The sequence below is a fragment of the Methanobacterium sp. CWC-01 genome, assembly GCF_030323845.1.
Taxonomy (GTDB): Archaea; Methanobacteriota; Methanobacteria; order Methanobacteriales; family Methanobacteriaceae; genus Methanobacterium; species Methanobacterium aridiramus.
The window spans coordinates 1,710,685-1,723,193 of the sequence record NZ_CP040735.1 but is presented as its reverse complement, the minus strand read 5'-3'; the positions used below and the strand labels follow the sequence as shown (position 1 = coordinate 1,723,193).

Annotated in this window: 21 protein-coding genes and 2 tRNA genes; all 23 read right to left on the bottom strand. The window is 53.8% G+C overall.

Annotated features, from left to right (window positions below; all coding sequences use genetic code 11):
• Positions 1–10: 10 nt before the first annotated feature.
• The 23 genes from FGU46_RS09480 to FGU46_RS09370 all read right to left on the bottom strand — a co-directional run bounded on the left by FGU46_RS09480 (position 11) and on the right by FGU46_RS09370 (position 12,507).
• Positions 11–811 (bottom strand): isopentenyl phosphate kinase, encoded by an 801-nt coding sequence (locus FGU46_RS09480; protein ID WP_286474523.1) that lies wholly within the window; start codon positions 809–811, stop codon positions 11–13.
• 6 nt (positions 812–817) lie between these two features.
• On the bottom strand, positions 818–1,771 hold the full coding sequence (gene mvk / locus FGU46_RS09475) for a mevalonate kinase (protein WP_286474521.1): 954 nt from the start codon (positions 1,769–1,771) through the stop codon (positions 818–820).
• Positions 1,772–1,786: 15 nt separating this feature from the next.
• On the bottom strand, positions 1,787–2,632 hold the full coding sequence (gene amrB, locus FGU46_RS09470) for an AmmeMemoRadiSam system protein B (RefSeq protein ID WP_286474518.1): 846 nt from the start codon (positions 2,630–2,632) through the stop codon (positions 1,787–1,789).
• A gap of 29 nt (positions 2,633–2,661) precedes the next feature.
• Positions 2,662–3,258 carry a 30S ribosomal protein S2 gene (gene rpsB, locus FGU46_RS09465; RefSeq protein WP_286474515.1) on the bottom strand — a complete coding sequence of 199 codons (597 nt, stop codon included), beginning with the start codon at positions 3,256–3,258 and terminating at the stop codon, positions 2,662–2,664.
• A 36-nt stretch (positions 3,259–3,294) separates the two neighbouring features.
• On the bottom strand, positions 3,295–3,483 hold the full coding sequence (locus FGU46_RS09460; RefSeq protein ID WP_286474512.1) for a 4Fe-4S dicluster domain-containing protein: 189 nt from the start codon (positions 3,481–3,483) through the stop codon (positions 3,295–3,297).
• Positions 3,484–3,517: 34 nt separating this feature from the next.
• A complete protein-coding gene (eno, locus tag FGU46_RS09455; protein ID WP_286474510.1) occupies positions 3,518–4,774 on the bottom strand; it encodes a phosphopyruvate hydratase in 1,257 nt (418 codons plus the stop codon).
• Positions 4,775–4,836: 62 nt separating this feature from the next.
• Positions 4,837–5,019: a DNA-directed RNA polymerase subunit K gene (locus FGU46_RS09450; RefSeq protein WP_286478452.1), complete on the bottom strand. Its 183-nt coding sequence runs from the start codon at positions 5,017–5,019 to the stop codon at positions 4,837–4,839.
• Between the two features lie 60 nt (positions 5,020–5,079).
• Positions 5,080–5,203: transfer RNA gene (locus FGU46_RS09445), tRNA-Pro, on the bottom strand.
• Positions 5,203–5,370 (bottom strand): DNA-directed RNA polymerase subunit N, encoded by a 168-nt coding sequence (locus FGU46_RS09440; protein ID WP_286474507.1) that lies wholly within the window; start codon positions 5,368–5,370, stop codon positions 5,203–5,205. Before FGU46_RS09440 ends, FGU46_RS09445 begins: the two co-directional genes overlap by 1 nt.
• Positions 5,371–5,411: 41 nt before the next feature.
• Positions 5,412–5,813 carry a 30S ribosomal protein S9 gene (locus FGU46_RS09435; protein ID WP_286474504.1) on the bottom strand — a complete coding sequence of 134 codons (402 nt, stop codon included), beginning with the start codon at positions 5,811–5,813 and terminating at the stop codon, positions 5,412–5,414.
• 18 nt (positions 5,814–5,831) lie between these two features.
• Positions 5,832–6,254 (bottom strand): 50S ribosomal protein L13, encoded by a 423-nt coding sequence (locus FGU46_RS09430; RefSeq protein ID WP_286474503.1) that lies wholly within the window; start codon positions 6,252–6,254, stop codon positions 5,832–5,834.
• Positions 6,255–6,269: 15 nt separating this feature from the next.
• On the bottom strand, positions 6,270–6,623 hold the full coding sequence (locus tag FGU46_RS09425; RefSeq protein ID WP_286474502.1) for a 50S ribosomal protein L18e: 354 nt from the start codon (positions 6,621–6,623) through the stop codon (positions 6,270–6,272).
• Between the two features lie 18 nt (positions 6,624–6,641).
• Positions 6,642–7,427, bottom strand: coding sequence for a DNA-directed RNA polymerase subunit D (locus FGU46_RS09420; RefSeq protein WP_286474499.1), 786 nt, complete (start codon positions 7,425–7,427; stop codon positions 6,642–6,644).
• Positions 7,428–7,450: 23 nt separating this feature from the next.
• Positions 7,451–7,855, bottom strand: a complete 405-nt coding sequence (locus FGU46_RS09415; RefSeq protein ID WP_286474496.1) for a 30S ribosomal protein S11 — start codon at positions 7,853–7,855, stop codon at positions 7,451–7,453.
• A 13-nt stretch (positions 7,856–7,868) separates the two neighbouring features.
• Entirely contained in the window at positions 7,869–8,399 is a 531-nt protein-coding gene (locus FGU46_RS09410; RefSeq protein ID WP_286474492.1) for a 30S ribosomal protein S4, read from the bottom strand.
• Between the two features lie 15 nt (positions 8,400–8,414).
• A complete protein-coding gene (locus FGU46_RS09405; RefSeq protein WP_286474490.1) occupies positions 8,415–8,870 on the bottom strand; it encodes a 30S ribosomal protein S13 in 456 nt (151 codons plus the stop codon).
• 171 nt (positions 8,871–9,041) lie between these two features.
• Positions 9,042–9,127, bottom strand: a tRNA-Ser gene (locus FGU46_RS09400).
• A 65-nt stretch (positions 9,128–9,192) separates the two neighbouring features.
• Positions 9,193–10,152: an RNA-guided pseudouridylation complex pseudouridine synthase subunit Cbf5 gene (locus FGU46_RS09395; RefSeq protein ID WP_286474488.1), complete on the bottom strand. Its 960-nt coding sequence runs from the start codon at positions 10,150–10,152 to the stop codon at positions 9,193–9,195.
• A gap of 30 nt (positions 10,153–10,182) precedes the next feature.
• The gene (locus FGU46_RS09390) at positions 10,183–10,410 is read right to left on the bottom strand and encodes a 50S ribosomal protein L14e (RefSeq protein WP_286478450.1); all 228 of its coding nucleotides are present in this window, start codon (positions 10,408–10,410) and stop codon (positions 10,183–10,185) included.
• Positions 10,410–10,928: a (d)CMP kinase gene (gene cmk, locus FGU46_RS09385; RefSeq protein WP_286474486.1), complete on the bottom strand. Its 519-nt coding sequence runs from the start codon at positions 10,926–10,928 to the stop codon at positions 10,410–10,412. The genes FGU46_RS09390 and cmk overlap by 1 nt, the downstream gene beginning before the upstream one ends.
• On the bottom strand, positions 10,925–11,200 hold the full coding sequence (locus FGU46_RS09380) for a 50S ribosomal protein L34e (RefSeq protein WP_286474484.1): 276 nt from the start codon (positions 11,198–11,200) through the stop codon (positions 10,925–10,927). The genes cmk and FGU46_RS09380 overlap by 4 nt, the downstream gene beginning before the upstream one ends.
• 126 nt (positions 11,201–11,326) lie before the next feature.
• Complete coding sequence (locus tag FGU46_RS09375; protein WP_286474481.1) at positions 11,327–11,899, bottom strand: DUF106 domain-containing protein; 573 nt, start codon at positions 11,897–11,899, stop codon at positions 11,327–11,329.
• Between the two features lie 47 nt (positions 11,900–11,946).
• Entirely contained in the window at positions 11,947–12,507 is a 561-nt protein-coding gene (locus FGU46_RS09370) for an adenylate kinase (RefSeq protein ID WP_286474479.1), read from the bottom strand.
• Between the last annotated feature and the right edge of the window lie 2 nt (positions 12,508–12,509).

Here is a 12,509-nt window from a genome sequence, read left to right as displayed (position 1 = left end):
TCTCTTATTCCTATCTTCTTTTTTTTATCCAGGTCCCCGGTACCTTGTCCCCCATAAGCGCCCTTTCCAGGAGTCCCTCCTTATAGAGGTTGATTATCTGGGACTCCACCTTCTCCTCGGCTAATTGCAGGAGTTCTTTCACTTTTCCACCCATACCTCCAGTGACATCCACGGTGTGGGCGCCCTCCAGGAAGTTCAAGTCATCCTGGCTGGTTACCAGGGGTATGAGCTGGGCGTTGGGGTGGGTTTTAGGGTTCCTGTTGTAAATTCCGTCAACGTCAGTGCCCAGGATCACCCGCTCCGCCCCTAGCCGCTGGGCCAGGTGCTGGAGTATCTGGTCTCCCGAGAGCACTGCCATTTTAATCTTCAAATCCTGGTCCAGGACCACGTCCCCGTAGAGTACGGGTACCAGTCCCAGATCCAGGTACTGGGTTATTAAGTCGGTATTAAATTCTGTGATTCTCTTATGATGAGTGTGAATGAATGATGATGGTGATAAGGGTACTGCGGGTATGCCCGCCTGTAGTAGGGCCCGGCACACTTCCAGGTTAAGCTCCTGCACCGACTGGTGGGTTACACAGAAGCCCTCCCTCTTTCGGAGTAGATCCTCCTCATCCCTGATGGGGGCTCCGATCTGGTAGTGGTGGGCGTGGGGGTGTCCGTAGGACCCGGCGCCGTGGATGATCAGTAACTCCTTCACTCCGGAGTGGGCTATCTCCCGGCTGATCCGTTCCAGGTTCTCCTGGTGGAGGGTGGGATGATCCTCCTCTTTACGGGTGATGACGCTGCCCCCCAGTTTGAGTATGATCATACCCATCTACTCCACTTCCACTCCCGAATGGGACAGTCCCACCCGGAAGGCTTCCTCCTCTTGTTGCAGTTTCTCCAACACCGGTTCCATCCTTCCCGGGGCGTAGGCTATGATTGAGCCTCCTCCTCCGGCACCGGTGATCTTGGAGCCCAGGGCCCCGGCGAGTCGGGCCTGGTACACCATTCGGGATAGTTCCGGGGTGTTAACTCCCAGGGCATCCAGGAGTCCGTGGTTGATGTTCATCAGATCCCCCAGGGCCCTTTCCTCCCCGTCCAGGAGGGCCTGGCGGGCTTGGTGGGTGACCATTTCCATGGCGTCCAGGATGGGATCCACCACTTCTGGGTAGTGTTCCCGGCGCTGCCGGACCCCGGCCACCAGTTCTCCGGTGTTTCCCCGGTAACTGGTGTAAGCCACCACCAGGGGCAGCTGGCCCGGTACTTCCAGGTTCTCCACCTTCCCCTCGGGGTGGAGGTGCACCATTCCCCCGTGGGTGGAGACTGCAGTGTCCAGGGGGCTGGCTGCTCCCTGTACTCTAAGTTCTACTTGGTGGGCCTGACGGGCCAGAGCCTTTTTATCCAGTTCTTGTCCCTGTAGTTGGGTGAGGGCGGCCAGGGTGGCCACGGTGATGGCCGCCGAGGATCCCATCCCGGCTCCGATGGGTATCTCCAGCTTTACCTGGACCTCCAATCCACCCGGCACCTCCCGGAGTTTAATGGCCTCGGTGATGTAGCGTAGTATGCCTACCTTTCCAGTTCCAGAGCTTTCCAGCCCCCCATGGGGTTGTAGCACACCTTCCACATCCAGATCGGGGATGGTGATGGATATGTGATCCTCACTGACTTTTCTAATCTCCACCCGTGCCCGGCGGTTCACGGCCATGGCCAGGGCTGGTTTACCGAAGACTACGGCGTGTTCTCCAAAAAGAATGATCTTGCCTGGTGCAGATGCCACGGCTCTCATGGTTTAACCATCCCCTTAACGTATCACCGCCGCGGCGTATCCCACCACTTCCTGGTAGTTGCCGCTGGTCTCCCCACTGGTGGCGTACTTAAGCACCTCCGCCTGGGTGGCTCCCATTAACTTGGTGGCGGTTAGGGTGGCGGCTACTGGTCCGTAGCCACACATGTTCACGTTGTGTCTTTCCACCACCTTCAGCATGGCCTCCTCATCCAGGGTCTCCAGGGCCTTCAGGACCTGCTGGTCCTCCTGGGATGCCACCTCCTGGGCCTTGTAGTGGGTGAGATCGGTGCTGGCTATTACCACCACATCCCGGCCAGTGGCCTTTATGGCCTGGTGTATGGCCTCCCCCACTTCCCGGGAGGTTTCCAAATCCTGCATCATCATGGTGATGGGCACCAGTTGGAAGTCCTGCTCCAGGTACTGGAGGAAGGGTAGCTGCACCTCGATGCTGTGCTCCTGCAGGTGGGCGGTGGGGTCATCATCGATGATGCTGGTGCGGGTTAGTTCCCGGGCCAGTGGGGTGTCGATTTCCACCAGTCCCAGAGGTGTTTCCCAGGCCCCGGTGGTCATGGTTGACACCAAACTACCGTAGCCAGTGTGGTTGGGGCTTAGGATGATGATGGTTTCCGGGAATCCGTCCCGGGCCAGTTCCAGGTAGCTGTGGGCGGCCACCGGTCCGGAGTACATGTAACCGGCGTGGGGAGCCACCAGTCCCTTGATGGTCCGGGTCTTTCCCCGGGTTTCGGGTAGCTGGCCCGGGCCCAGCTGGTGCTGGTAGGACCAGCGGATCCTCCGCTTCAGGTCACGGGGATTGGCCTCGTAGAAGGCCCCGGCCCATGCTGCTTTGCGGGTTTGGGACAAATATAAAACCCCCTATATTTTTTGGTTATTTAGATCTTGAGTTCGAATTCGGTGGGTGGTAAGTCCAGTTCCTCATCCTCGGCCAGGGTTCCCTTGCTCCGTAACATTTGCAGAGCCAGTAGCCAGTATACCAGGGCTATGGCCTTTCTTCCCTTGTTGTTTACGGGTATCACAATATCCACGTTGCCAAGTAAGTTTTCGGTGTCGCACAGGGCCACCACTGGGATTCCAACCTGTTTGGCCTCGATTATGGCCTGGTTGTCGCTGCGGGGGTCGGTTACCACCAGTACCTTGGGTTCCAGGAACTTGGCGTACTGGGGGTTGGTGAGGGTTCCGGGTATGAAACGGCCGGGTATGGCGGTTACTCCGGTTACTTCTGCGAATTTACGGACCGGGGCCTGTCCGTACTGTCGGGTGGATACCACCAGGATGTCGGATGGTTCGTATTTAGCCAGGAATTTAGCGGCAGATATGATACGGTCGTTAGTTCCACGCACATCCAAAACGTAGAGTCCGTCGGTCCGGACCCGGTAGATGTAGCGTTCCATGTCCTTGGTTTTCTGTTGGGTTCCAATGTGCAGTCCTGCTGCAAGGTACTTATCAAGTGGGATTAGTAGTTCTGACAAATTAACACCTCAAATAAATATAAATGGGAAGATTTTCTATTCTTCCACGTTCACTGCTTCGTTGGGACACACATCCATGCACACTTCGCACAGACTGCAGTCCTCCACGTTCTGGATTACGATTTTATCGCCTTCCAGGATTAACACTTCCATGGGGCACACATCCACACACTCGGCGCAGTCCGCCCCTTCACATTTTTCTTCGTCAATGGTGATTTTAACCATAATATCCTTAACTCCTTTAATTTACCTTCCTTTGTTATCTTAAAAACTCCAGGTCGGCCATCTGGGCGCTGGAAAGTTCCTCTTCGATGCGTATGAGTTCGTTCAGTTTGGCGATGCGCTCCCCTCCCAGGGCCCCGGTCTTGATGATGGGGCAGGCGAAGGCCACGGCCAGGTGGGCGATGGTCTCGTCGGTGGTTTCACCGGAACGGTGGCTTACCACTGGGGTGTAGCCATGGGTGCGGGCCAGTTCCACCGTCTGGTAAGTGTCGGTGAGGGTTCCGATCTGGTTGGGTTTGATGATGATGGCGTTACCAGCACCGGCCTCTATCCCTTCCTCCAGGATGGCGGCGTTGGTCACGAAGATGTCATCTCCACATATGATGCACTGATCCCCGGATTTTCTGGTCAGACTCGCAAATCCCTGCATGTCTCCTTCTCGGATGGGGTCCTCCACGAAGAACATGCCGTAGGTGTCTATGATCTCGGCCACGTAGTCCACCTGTTCTCCGGTGTCCCGTTCCACACCTTCCTTGGTGTAGATGTACTTCTCCTTTTCAGGGTCCCAGAATTCGCTGGCTGCCATGTCCAGGCAGGGCTTCACCAGTACTCCGGTCTCGTCACTCACCTCGGCACAGGAGGTGGCCTGTATCTCCAGGGCTTCCTGGTTAGTTAAATTCGGAGCCCATCCACCTTCATCTCCCTTTCCACCAGTGAAGAGTGGGTCCTTGGCCTGTATCTTCTCCCGGATACGGCGGTGGACTGCGGTGTTGGTGAACACTGCTTCAGTGATGTCCATGGCTCCTACTGGTAGTACCAGGAATTCCTGGATGTCAGGGGCGTTTTTCCCGGCGTGGGCTCCTCCGTTGATCATGTTACCCAGGGGGTAGGGGATGCTGGTGGGCAGGTTTCCGCCCAGGAACCGGTAGAGGGGTAGGTTGTAGCTGGATGCCGCGGCCTTGGCAGTGGCCATGGACACGGCCACGGTGGTGTTTCCTCCCAGGGAGGATAGGTCCTCGGTGCCGTCGATTTCCTTCAAAACCAGGTCGATCTCCCGGAGGTCCTCGGCATCCATGCCAATGAGCTCCGTGGATATGACGTCCTCTAATTCGCCTAGTATCTTATCAACCCCTCCTTCAGGGAAGGCCACCACTTCACGGGATCCGGTGCTGGCGCCACTAGGTGCGGCGGCCCTTCCAAATCCGTTCCAGGTGATGACGTCCACTTCCAGGGTGGGGTTTCCTCTGCTGTCTAAAATTTTTCTAACCCGGATGTCTTCAATAATGCTGTCCACAAAAACACCTCTTTTCATAAAAATAATTGGTTTGTTTGGGGTTTTTCGGCTAAATAAGGGGCTTAATCAGGGGTATGTCGGACTTCCAGGGGTAACACATTCTCTTTAAGCTCCCGGATGGCGATGTCAATGGGGTCCAGTGAACCAGTCACTTCTACCATTGGCCTGGCTCCCATGGAAAGCTGTAAAGCCCTGGCACCAATAATCCTTGCCCTCTCAAAGCGGGTGAGTTTATTGCTGGTCATTTTTCTTTTCATTCTCCTAAGGGTAGGTGAATTTCTTTTTATCATCTGATGAATATTAAGTGGGGCCGCCGAGATTTGAACTCGGGTCTCCAGCGTTCCGGTGTTGACCATCCCCGTTCCAGTCGAAGAAACTAGAAACTTTCTTCAATGGCTGGGAGGATGGACCAAGCTACCCTACGGCCCCTACCACACTTCTACATGAGATATGAGCATTCGACGGCAACAGTAACGTTTAAGGCCCAGATCGTCCAGGACTTTTTTGGAATCCTCTCCATCCTGGACCCGTTTCTGGTACTCGTCGAAGTAGGCGGAGACCACCTTACCACAGCTCAAGCATCTTATAGGAATCATTATTTCCTCTTATTTTGTATAAAATAATGGGGTTATTTAATCTATCGGTAACTCTTCTGTTTACGTGCCCGGGCACCCCTTCCACCGTACTTTTTGGATTCAGTCCGGCGGGGATCTCCCACCAGCATGGTCCGGTCGTACTGGCTGAACTTCTCCTTGAGGTCCATGTCCCCGGTCCACTGCACCAGGCCCTTGGCAATTACCATGCGGGCTGCTTCGGCCTGTCCCATTACTCCGCCACCCACCACATGGACGTCGATGTCCACCTGGTCCACCAGGTCACCGGCTAGGGTGAGGGGTTCTTTGATCTTGAGTCGGGCCAGTTCGGGGTCGTAGAACTCCACGGGGCGCTTGTTGACACGCACCCGGCCTTTTCCTTCCCGGACTTTGCCCCGGGCAATGGCTGTTTTCCTTTTTCCACTGGTATGGATTACCTTCTTCATGGTTAACACCTTTTAAATTTAAAATTTGGCTCCCAGTAGTTGGGATAGTTTTCCCAGTTCCACCGATTTGGTGATGTTGCGGGGTACTGCTTCTTCCACCGGCACCAGTTCCTGTCCCTCGAACTCCTGGGGAACGCCCAGGTAGACCTTTAGAGACTTGTAGGCATCCCGGCCCTTAGGCTGTTTGTAGGGTAACATGCCCCGGACCGTCCGACGGAATATGTCATCTGGTCGGCGGGGGTATTTAGGCCCCATACGGCGGGGGTTGGAGATGCTGGCCCGGTCTATTCGTTGTTTGTACTTGGCGTAGGCCCAGTCCTTGGTACCGGAGATGATGATCTTCTCCGCGTTGAGGATGGTTATTTCCTCTCCATCCAGGAGTTTCTTGCTGACGATACTGGCCAGTCGGCCCAGTATCAGTCCTTCTCCATCGATAATCATTTAAATACACCTTCTTTATTCAATTATCCTTACCCCATTTCCCTGGGGGTTTTCTTCCAAGAGTTGTTTGATGTCCAGGCATTCGCCTCCGGCTCCAATTATTTTTTGGGCTGCCGATTGGGAGAAGTCCAGGGCCGCCACCCGGACCTTGTGGTCCAGGGAGCCGCTTCCCAGCACCTTACCAGGTACCAGCACCGTCTCCTCCAGGGAGCTGTGCCGGTTTATCCGGCTGATGTTGACTTCCGCACTCTGGCGGGTGGGCTTCTCCAGGCGTCGGGCCACTTCCTTCCACAGGGGGGCCTCTTCCTGGTATGATTTTTCCTTGAGGATCTGTATGATTTGCGTGATCTGAGGGTTAGTTTTGTTCATTTTAAACTTCCTCCTTGGTTATAAAAAGTCTAGGATCATGTCTGCCTTTTGGGATAGTAAATCACAGGCGGTGGTGAGGATCTGTTTGGGTGGGATGGATCCGTCACTTTCGATACGGAATATGAATTTATCCCGGACTCCCTCCACGGTTATGGCCTGGTTAGGACAGTCTTTGGAGCAGGTGTTGCACATGGAACAGTTTTCCAGGTCCACCACCTTTATCTGGTTTTCCTTCTCATCTAAGAGGTACACGGAGCGGGGGCACTGGTCGGCGCACAGTCCACAGGCCTCACACTTTTCCACATCAATGGTGATCTGGGGGTAGTGCTTGTAGGCGCAGCTGGTGGTGGGTTGCCATTTGGCGTGTTCGGATCCAATTCCCAGTTGGGCTATGGCTTCCAGTTCCAACTCTTCTCCTTCCTGGAGTTTCACCAGGGGTATGGTATCTAAGACTGGTTTGATCTTGGGATCAGAGGATTTCAGGTCCCCTGAGTACAATATTTTAGGTCCTTTACCCTTCAGGGTCAGGGATACACTGCAACGGGAACAGTAGTCTTCACAGTCGCATTCATCCCGGGATAGCACTACATCCAGGTCGGTGATGAGGGGTACCATTCCCAGCCGATGGGCCAGGGCTTCATCGAATATGCGTGCATCATTTCTGACAAACAGCACGGTTTCGATGGCCAGGGTGGGTACCTCCACCGTAGCGATCCTCCTGAGGGCATTGACCAGGGACACATCTATCCCTTCAATCGTGAACACCAGTTCCTGGTCGTCCTGGTTTTTGATTTCTATCTGCATTCTAGACACATCATCCCGATTATTTAGACCCTTCTACCCCGCTTACCACCGGGTCGTCCCGTTCCATCGTGGGGTACTGGGGTCACGTCCTCAATTTTTCCTATCCTCATTCCAGCCCGTGCCAGGGCCCTGATGGTTGCCTGGGCTCCGGGTCCTGGGGTACGTGGTCCGTTACCACCAGGGGCTCGGACTTTTATGTGTAAGCCTGTGAATCCTTTTTCTTTAGCGTCATCGGCAGCGCGACTGGCTGCTTCCATGGCAGCGAATGGTGATGATTCCTGTCGGTCGGCACGTACCACCTTACCACCGGACCACTGGGTTATGGTTTCGGCTCCGGTGAGGTCGGTTATGGTGATGATGGTGTTGTTGAAGGATGAGTACACGTTGGCTACTCCCCATTTCTCTTTTCTCTCTTTTCTTTCAGCCATTTATATCACCGATTTATTCCTTTGCACCCGTTTCCTCTTTGGCGGGTTTTTTTATCTGCTGTTCCATGGGGGAGCCAGGGTAAAATCCGATGAGCTCCTCTTCACCACGCTTCACCAGGTAGCCCGGGGAGTTTATTTTCCTTCCCTGCAGGGCTATGTGTCCGTGGACCACCATGAGACGGGCCTGTTTCACGGTGTGGGCCAGTCCCTGTTTGTGGACCATGGTCTGTAATCTGCGGCGCAGTACATCCTCCACCGTCAGGTCCAGCACGTCTTCCAGTTTAGAGGATTCTCCCATAATTCCGGATCGTATCAGGCTGCCCAGGAGCTGTTCCCGCTCCTTATGGCTCTGTTCGCTTTCGGTACCCAGGAGTACCCGGGCGTCACGCCGGTAACGGCGGATTTTGGTTTCGGCCTTCCAGATTTCTTTCTTGTTTCTAAGTCCGTATCTGGTTACCAGTCGGTTTTCATCTCTTATCCGGTCCGCATTCCAGGGGTGGGAGGGTGTGTCGTAGTTTTTCCTTGATTTTCTTGGATGTCCCATATGATCATCTCCAGTCTATCCTCTTCTTCTCCTTCTAACTCCCACTGAGGAGCCTTTACGGAAGGTGGATTTGGTGCGCTGGCCACGTACTGGCAGTCCCACTTCGTGTCTTCTTCCTTTGTAGCTTCTGATCTTCCTCATCCGGTTCAGATCATCCCGGAGACACATCACCAGGTCAGATTCGATGAGGTGAAAGTCATCTCCAGATGCGTAGTCGTTTCTGCGGTTGAGCATCCAGCGGGGTAGTTTTTCCAGTTTCTGTGGGTTGAGGATCACTTCCTCCAGCTGTAGAACTTCTTCGTCGGACAGGTACCCGATTTTCTGTTCGGGATCGTATTCCATGATGGAGCATAAAGCACCGGATAATGCTTTTCCAACTCCCTTTATACCTGTTATTGCGTTTACTATGGTTTTGTTCCCGTCTACGTCTTTACGGGCGATCCGGACCATATGTTTGAAATCTTCTTCCATTGAATTTTCCTCCAAATATGGTTCAGGGGTCAGTGGGCGGATCATCAGTACCTCCACCATCCGGGGTGGGGGTCTGAAACTTTTATACCCAAACCTCTGATTCTTTTATATTTCCAAATCGTACAATTTTCCTGCTAATTTAATTTATTAAGGGTTTTGTAGTTTTAGAAACGCCGGGACTGGGATTTGAACCCAGGCGGAGCCAATGCTCCACAAGATTTCCAGTCTTGCGCCTTACCAGGCTAGACTATCCCGGCATGGTGAATAGAATACCCTTAGATTGCTTACATGTATCTTTAGTTATGGTAGAAATAGCAGGTTTTCACTTCCACATAGGTGGGTATGTTCCAGGTTCCATAAAAACCTTTTTTATATCTACCATGATTCCCTGGGAGTCGCGGTATATCTCCCCTGAGGAATGTAAAGTATGACCCGCTGCCACCAGTTCTCCCTTCAAAGTCTCCACCCGCACCAGGTCCCCCTGCTTCAGATCCGATGAAAGGGACAGGATACCCCCGGCGGCCAGGTCTGCACCGTGGCACAGGGCATCCACCGCCGAATCACGGACCACCATGAGTGGCAGGTGCCCGGCGGCGGCCTCCATGGGCAGAAGGCACTCCCGGAGAAGTGTTTCATCTCCCTCCTGCCAGGCCACGTAGGCATCGGTCACATCCTGCAGGGTGTGCAGGGTGTCATCCTCCTGGAAGGGTCCCACCTGGGTGCGGCGCAGTTCCGCCATGTGGGCTCCCACGCCCAGGGCCTCCCCCACATCGTGACAGTACTTACGTATGTAGGTACCGGCTTCACAGCCGATGCGGAAGAGAACCTCCTGTTTTTCTATTTCCAGGATGTGCACGTAGTAAATGTTACGTACCCGCAGTTCTCTTTTGACTGCCGAGCGGAGGGGTGGGGTCTGGAATATTTTCCCGGTGAACTCCTCTAAGGCTTTACGCACCCGGGCCTCGGAAAGTGGCTGGTGGATGCGCATGAGACACACGTACTCCTTGGGCGCTGCTAAGAGTAGCTGGATGACCCGGGTGGCATCATCCACCCCCACCGGAAGTACTCCGGTAACCCGGGGGTCCAGGGTGCCGCCGTGTCCAGTTTTCTCCACGTGGAGTATGTTCTTGACCCAGCTGTCCACCTGGTGACTGGTGGGCCCCATGGGCTTGTCCAGGTTGATAACCGACTTGTGCAGGTGTTCCTCCATAGGCCGCTCTGCCGGGATGCACCCGTAGCTGGGGTTGGTTTCGGCGGAGGCCTTATGGAGAAGCTCAGTCATGAATTGTCCTCAAAATATTGGCTTAAAAAATTAAGCCTCGGCTTCCAGTTGCTTGGCTATCTCTTCGGCATCATCAGATTTGAGTTCCAGGGACTGGGTGGTGGGCTCCAGGTGCTTGATGTTGCACCGGCGGTTCTTGATGGAACCTCCCACTACTTCCACGAATTTTTCATCGATGATCTCCACTATCACACATTTCTGGCCGGCTTCTCTACCGGCGGTTTTGATGCATACTCTTCCTACTTCTATTGCTGGCATCATATCACCTCTACTGCTTTTTCTATGATCTGGGCCACGCCCGGGGCATCGAACCTTTCGGTGTTGATGATGAGGTGGTAAACCTCCATATCCCCAATGTCCAGGTTATGTATCTCCTGGTAGCGTTTGGCCTCGCTTTTTTCTCTGGTTAATATTTCTTCTCGGACCAGTTCCACTGGCTTGTCCTCCCGGTGGCTGATGCGCACACTGCGGACATCCAGGGGGGCAGTGAGCCATGTTTTGAGGGGGGCTTCCACGAAGTAGGCGGATAAACGTCCCTCCACAATGAGGTCTTCACTTTCCCGGGCCGCTTGGGCCTGGCGCTGGTCTATTTCACGGTCAATATCAGTGTTGCCCTCGGCGAATTTGCTAAAATCCAGTACATCCATTCCCTTCTCGGCGGCCATCTGACGGAATATGTCTCCGGCGGAGAGGTAGGGGATCCCCATGTTCTGGGACAGGATGCTGGCCACGGTGCTGGTTCCAGTTCCAGCCAATCCTCCGATGGTGATTATCATTTCTCCTGGGACCGGGCCGCTTCTTTGAAGACCTTGCGGGTGCACTCCGTGCAGAGGTTTCCTCCGTAGGGGCGGTTGGGCCTTCTCTTGGATTTGGCTAATTTTCTGATCTGGTATGGTCTTCCCCGTGGCACTCCATGGAGCAGTTCACCGCACTCGGCACAAACGTGCTTGGAGGGCTTCTTCTTCTTGTAGTGGAGGACAGTTTTTCCTCCCGGGGTTTTCTTAAAGGTTCTCTTATATGATCTGGACCTGTGTCTTAACTGTGGCATTTTATATCTTTCCTAATTTTTTTTTATTGTTCGTCATAATTGGTGAGTGTAATAATTAATAGGGGGTTTATCTTCCCCCTTAAATCATTTTTGGGTTTTATATTCCACCTTAAATCCGTTTGGGACCTACATTCCCCCTTTAAGTCCCATGTACTTCCTCCAGACCAGTGAAAAGGCAAAGGAACAGAGGATGTACCATCCCAGCCATTCAATGGCCATCACCCCGGCGGGTACGAAGGCGGAGGGTTTGTAGAACATGTGGAAGAGGGGCACCAGCAGGGTGTAGTAGGTTATGGTGGGGATTTCCATGTAGAAGTTGGTTATGGCTGGTACCGTGGCCATCCACCAGAATACCAGGAGGATGGGGACCATGGTCACCAGCATGGGCTTGAAACTGTTACCCATCATTTCCTGCTGCAGTTTCATGAATTCTTTCTGTTTTTTCTGCATCTTCTCCATGGCGGCCTGGTCACCTGATTTCTGGGCGGCCACCATCTCGGCCTGGTAGCTCTTCATCTCCTTCTGCATAGCTTCCAGACGGTCCTGGTCCACCAGTAGCTTGTTGGCCAGGGTGATGAAGAAGGCCACCACCGCGGCTATTAGAAATATGGTTAAAATGGGTCCCAATACATTTATCACCGGCATTAAAGCCGCGTTGAGGGCCCCGAAGATGGGGTCGGTTATGAATTCCAATACCATTTTTTTCTTCCTCTCAAACCAGTTATAATTCGGTTTTTTTATAATTCTCAATAACTTAAAGTTTCCCGCATCATCTCCACCGCCTCATCCAGGCGCTGGTTGTGATTGGGTATGATCTTGACGGTGGCCCCGGTGAATACGGCGTAGGCCATGGCCGTGGCCCGGTTCATCTCCTGGTGCAGGTTGATGGCCTCCAGGCGTTCGGTGTCCCGGCTGCGGGTTACGTCACTAACCCGGCGCATTAGTATCTCGTCACCATCGGCCTCGATGAGTATGAACTGGTCGGGCTGCAGGTCCTCCAGGACCCAGCGGGGTAATCCGGGCAGGAATCCGTTGGGAGTTTTTATGGTGCAGTGGGTGTCCACGATGATGTTATTTTCCCGGGAACGTTTCCGTATCTCCTGGGCAGCTTCCATCTGCACCTGTTTCTGCACGTCGGGGTCTAATTTACGCATACTGTCCCGGTGCTTCACCAGGCCTTTGCCCTGGGCTATTTCCAGCATGACATCCCCGTAGTTCACCTGGACGTAGTCCAGGTCTTCCAGGGCGTTTTCCAATACGGTTGTACTTCCTGATCCAGGTATTCCTGCTACTACCACGACTTTCATCT

Coding starts and splice junctions, on each gene's coding strand:
- FGU46_RS09425 (WP_286474502.1), bottom strand. CDS start 6,623: ATGAACAAAACTAACCCTCAGATCACGCAAATCATACAGATCCTCAAG.
- FGU46_RS09420 (WP_286474499.1), bottom strand. CDS start 7,427: ATGCAGATAGAAATCAAAAACCAGGACGACCAGGAACTGGTGTTCACG.
- FGU46_RS09390 (WP_286478450.1), bottom strand. CDS start 10,410: ATGCCAGCAATAGAAGTAGGAAGAGTATGCATCAAAACCGCCGGTAGA.
- FGU46_RS09395 (WP_286474488.1), bottom strand. CDS start 10,152: ATGACTGAGCTTCTCCATAAGGCCTCCGCCGAAACCAACCCCAGCTAC.
- FGU46_RS09410 (WP_286474492.1), bottom strand. CDS start 8,399: ATGGGACATCCAAGAAAATCAAGGAAAAACTACGACACACCCTCCCAC.
- FGU46_RS09480 (WP_286474523.1), bottom strand. CDS start 811: ATGATCATACTCAAACTGGGGGGCAGCGTCATCACCCGTAAAGAGGAG.
- cmk (WP_286474486.1), bottom strand. CDS start 10,928: ATGATAATCACCATCGGAGGATTGGCTGGAACTGGAACCAGCACCGTG.
- FGU46_RS09415 (WP_286474496.1), bottom strand. CDS start 7,855: ATGGCTGAAAGAAAAGAGAGAAAAGAGAAATGGGGAGTAGCCAACGTG.
- FGU46_RS09430 (WP_286474503.1), bottom strand. CDS start 6,254: ATGATTATCGATGGAGAAGGACTGATACTGGGCCGACTGGCCAGTATC.
- mvk (WP_286474521.1), bottom strand. CDS start 1,771: ATGAGAGCCGTGGCATCTGCACCAGGCAAGATCATTCTTTTTGGAGAA.
- FGU46_RS09380 (WP_286474484.1), bottom strand. CDS start 11,200: ATGCCACAGTTAAGACACAGGTCCAGATCATATAAGAGAACCTTTAAG.
- FGU46_RS09440 (WP_286474507.1), bottom strand. CDS start 5,370: ATGATTCCTATAAGATGCTTGAGCTGTGGTAAGGTGGTCTCCGCCTAC.
- FGU46_RS09405 (WP_286474490.1), bottom strand. CDS start 8,870: ATGGAAGAAGATTTCAAACATATGGTCCGGATCGCCCGTAAAGACGTA.
- FGU46_RS09375 (WP_286474481.1), bottom strand. CDS start 11,899: ATGGTATTGGAATTCATAACCGACCCCATCTTCGGGGCCCTCAACGCG.
- FGU46_RS09450 (WP_286478452.1), bottom strand. CDS start 5,019: ATGACCAGCAATAAACTCACCCGCTTTGAGAGGGCAAGGATTATTGGT.
- FGU46_RS09460 (WP_286474512.1), bottom strand. CDS start 3,483: ATGGTTAAAATCACCATTGACGAAGAAAAATGTGAAGGGGCGGACTGC.
- FGU46_RS09370 (WP_286474479.1), bottom strand. CDS start 12,507: ATGAAAGTCGTGGTAGTAGCAGGAATACCTGGATCAGGAAGTACAACC.
- FGU46_RS09435 (WP_286474504.1), bottom strand. CDS start 5,813: ATGAAGAAGGTAATCCATACCAGTGGAAAAAGGAAAACAGCCATTGCC.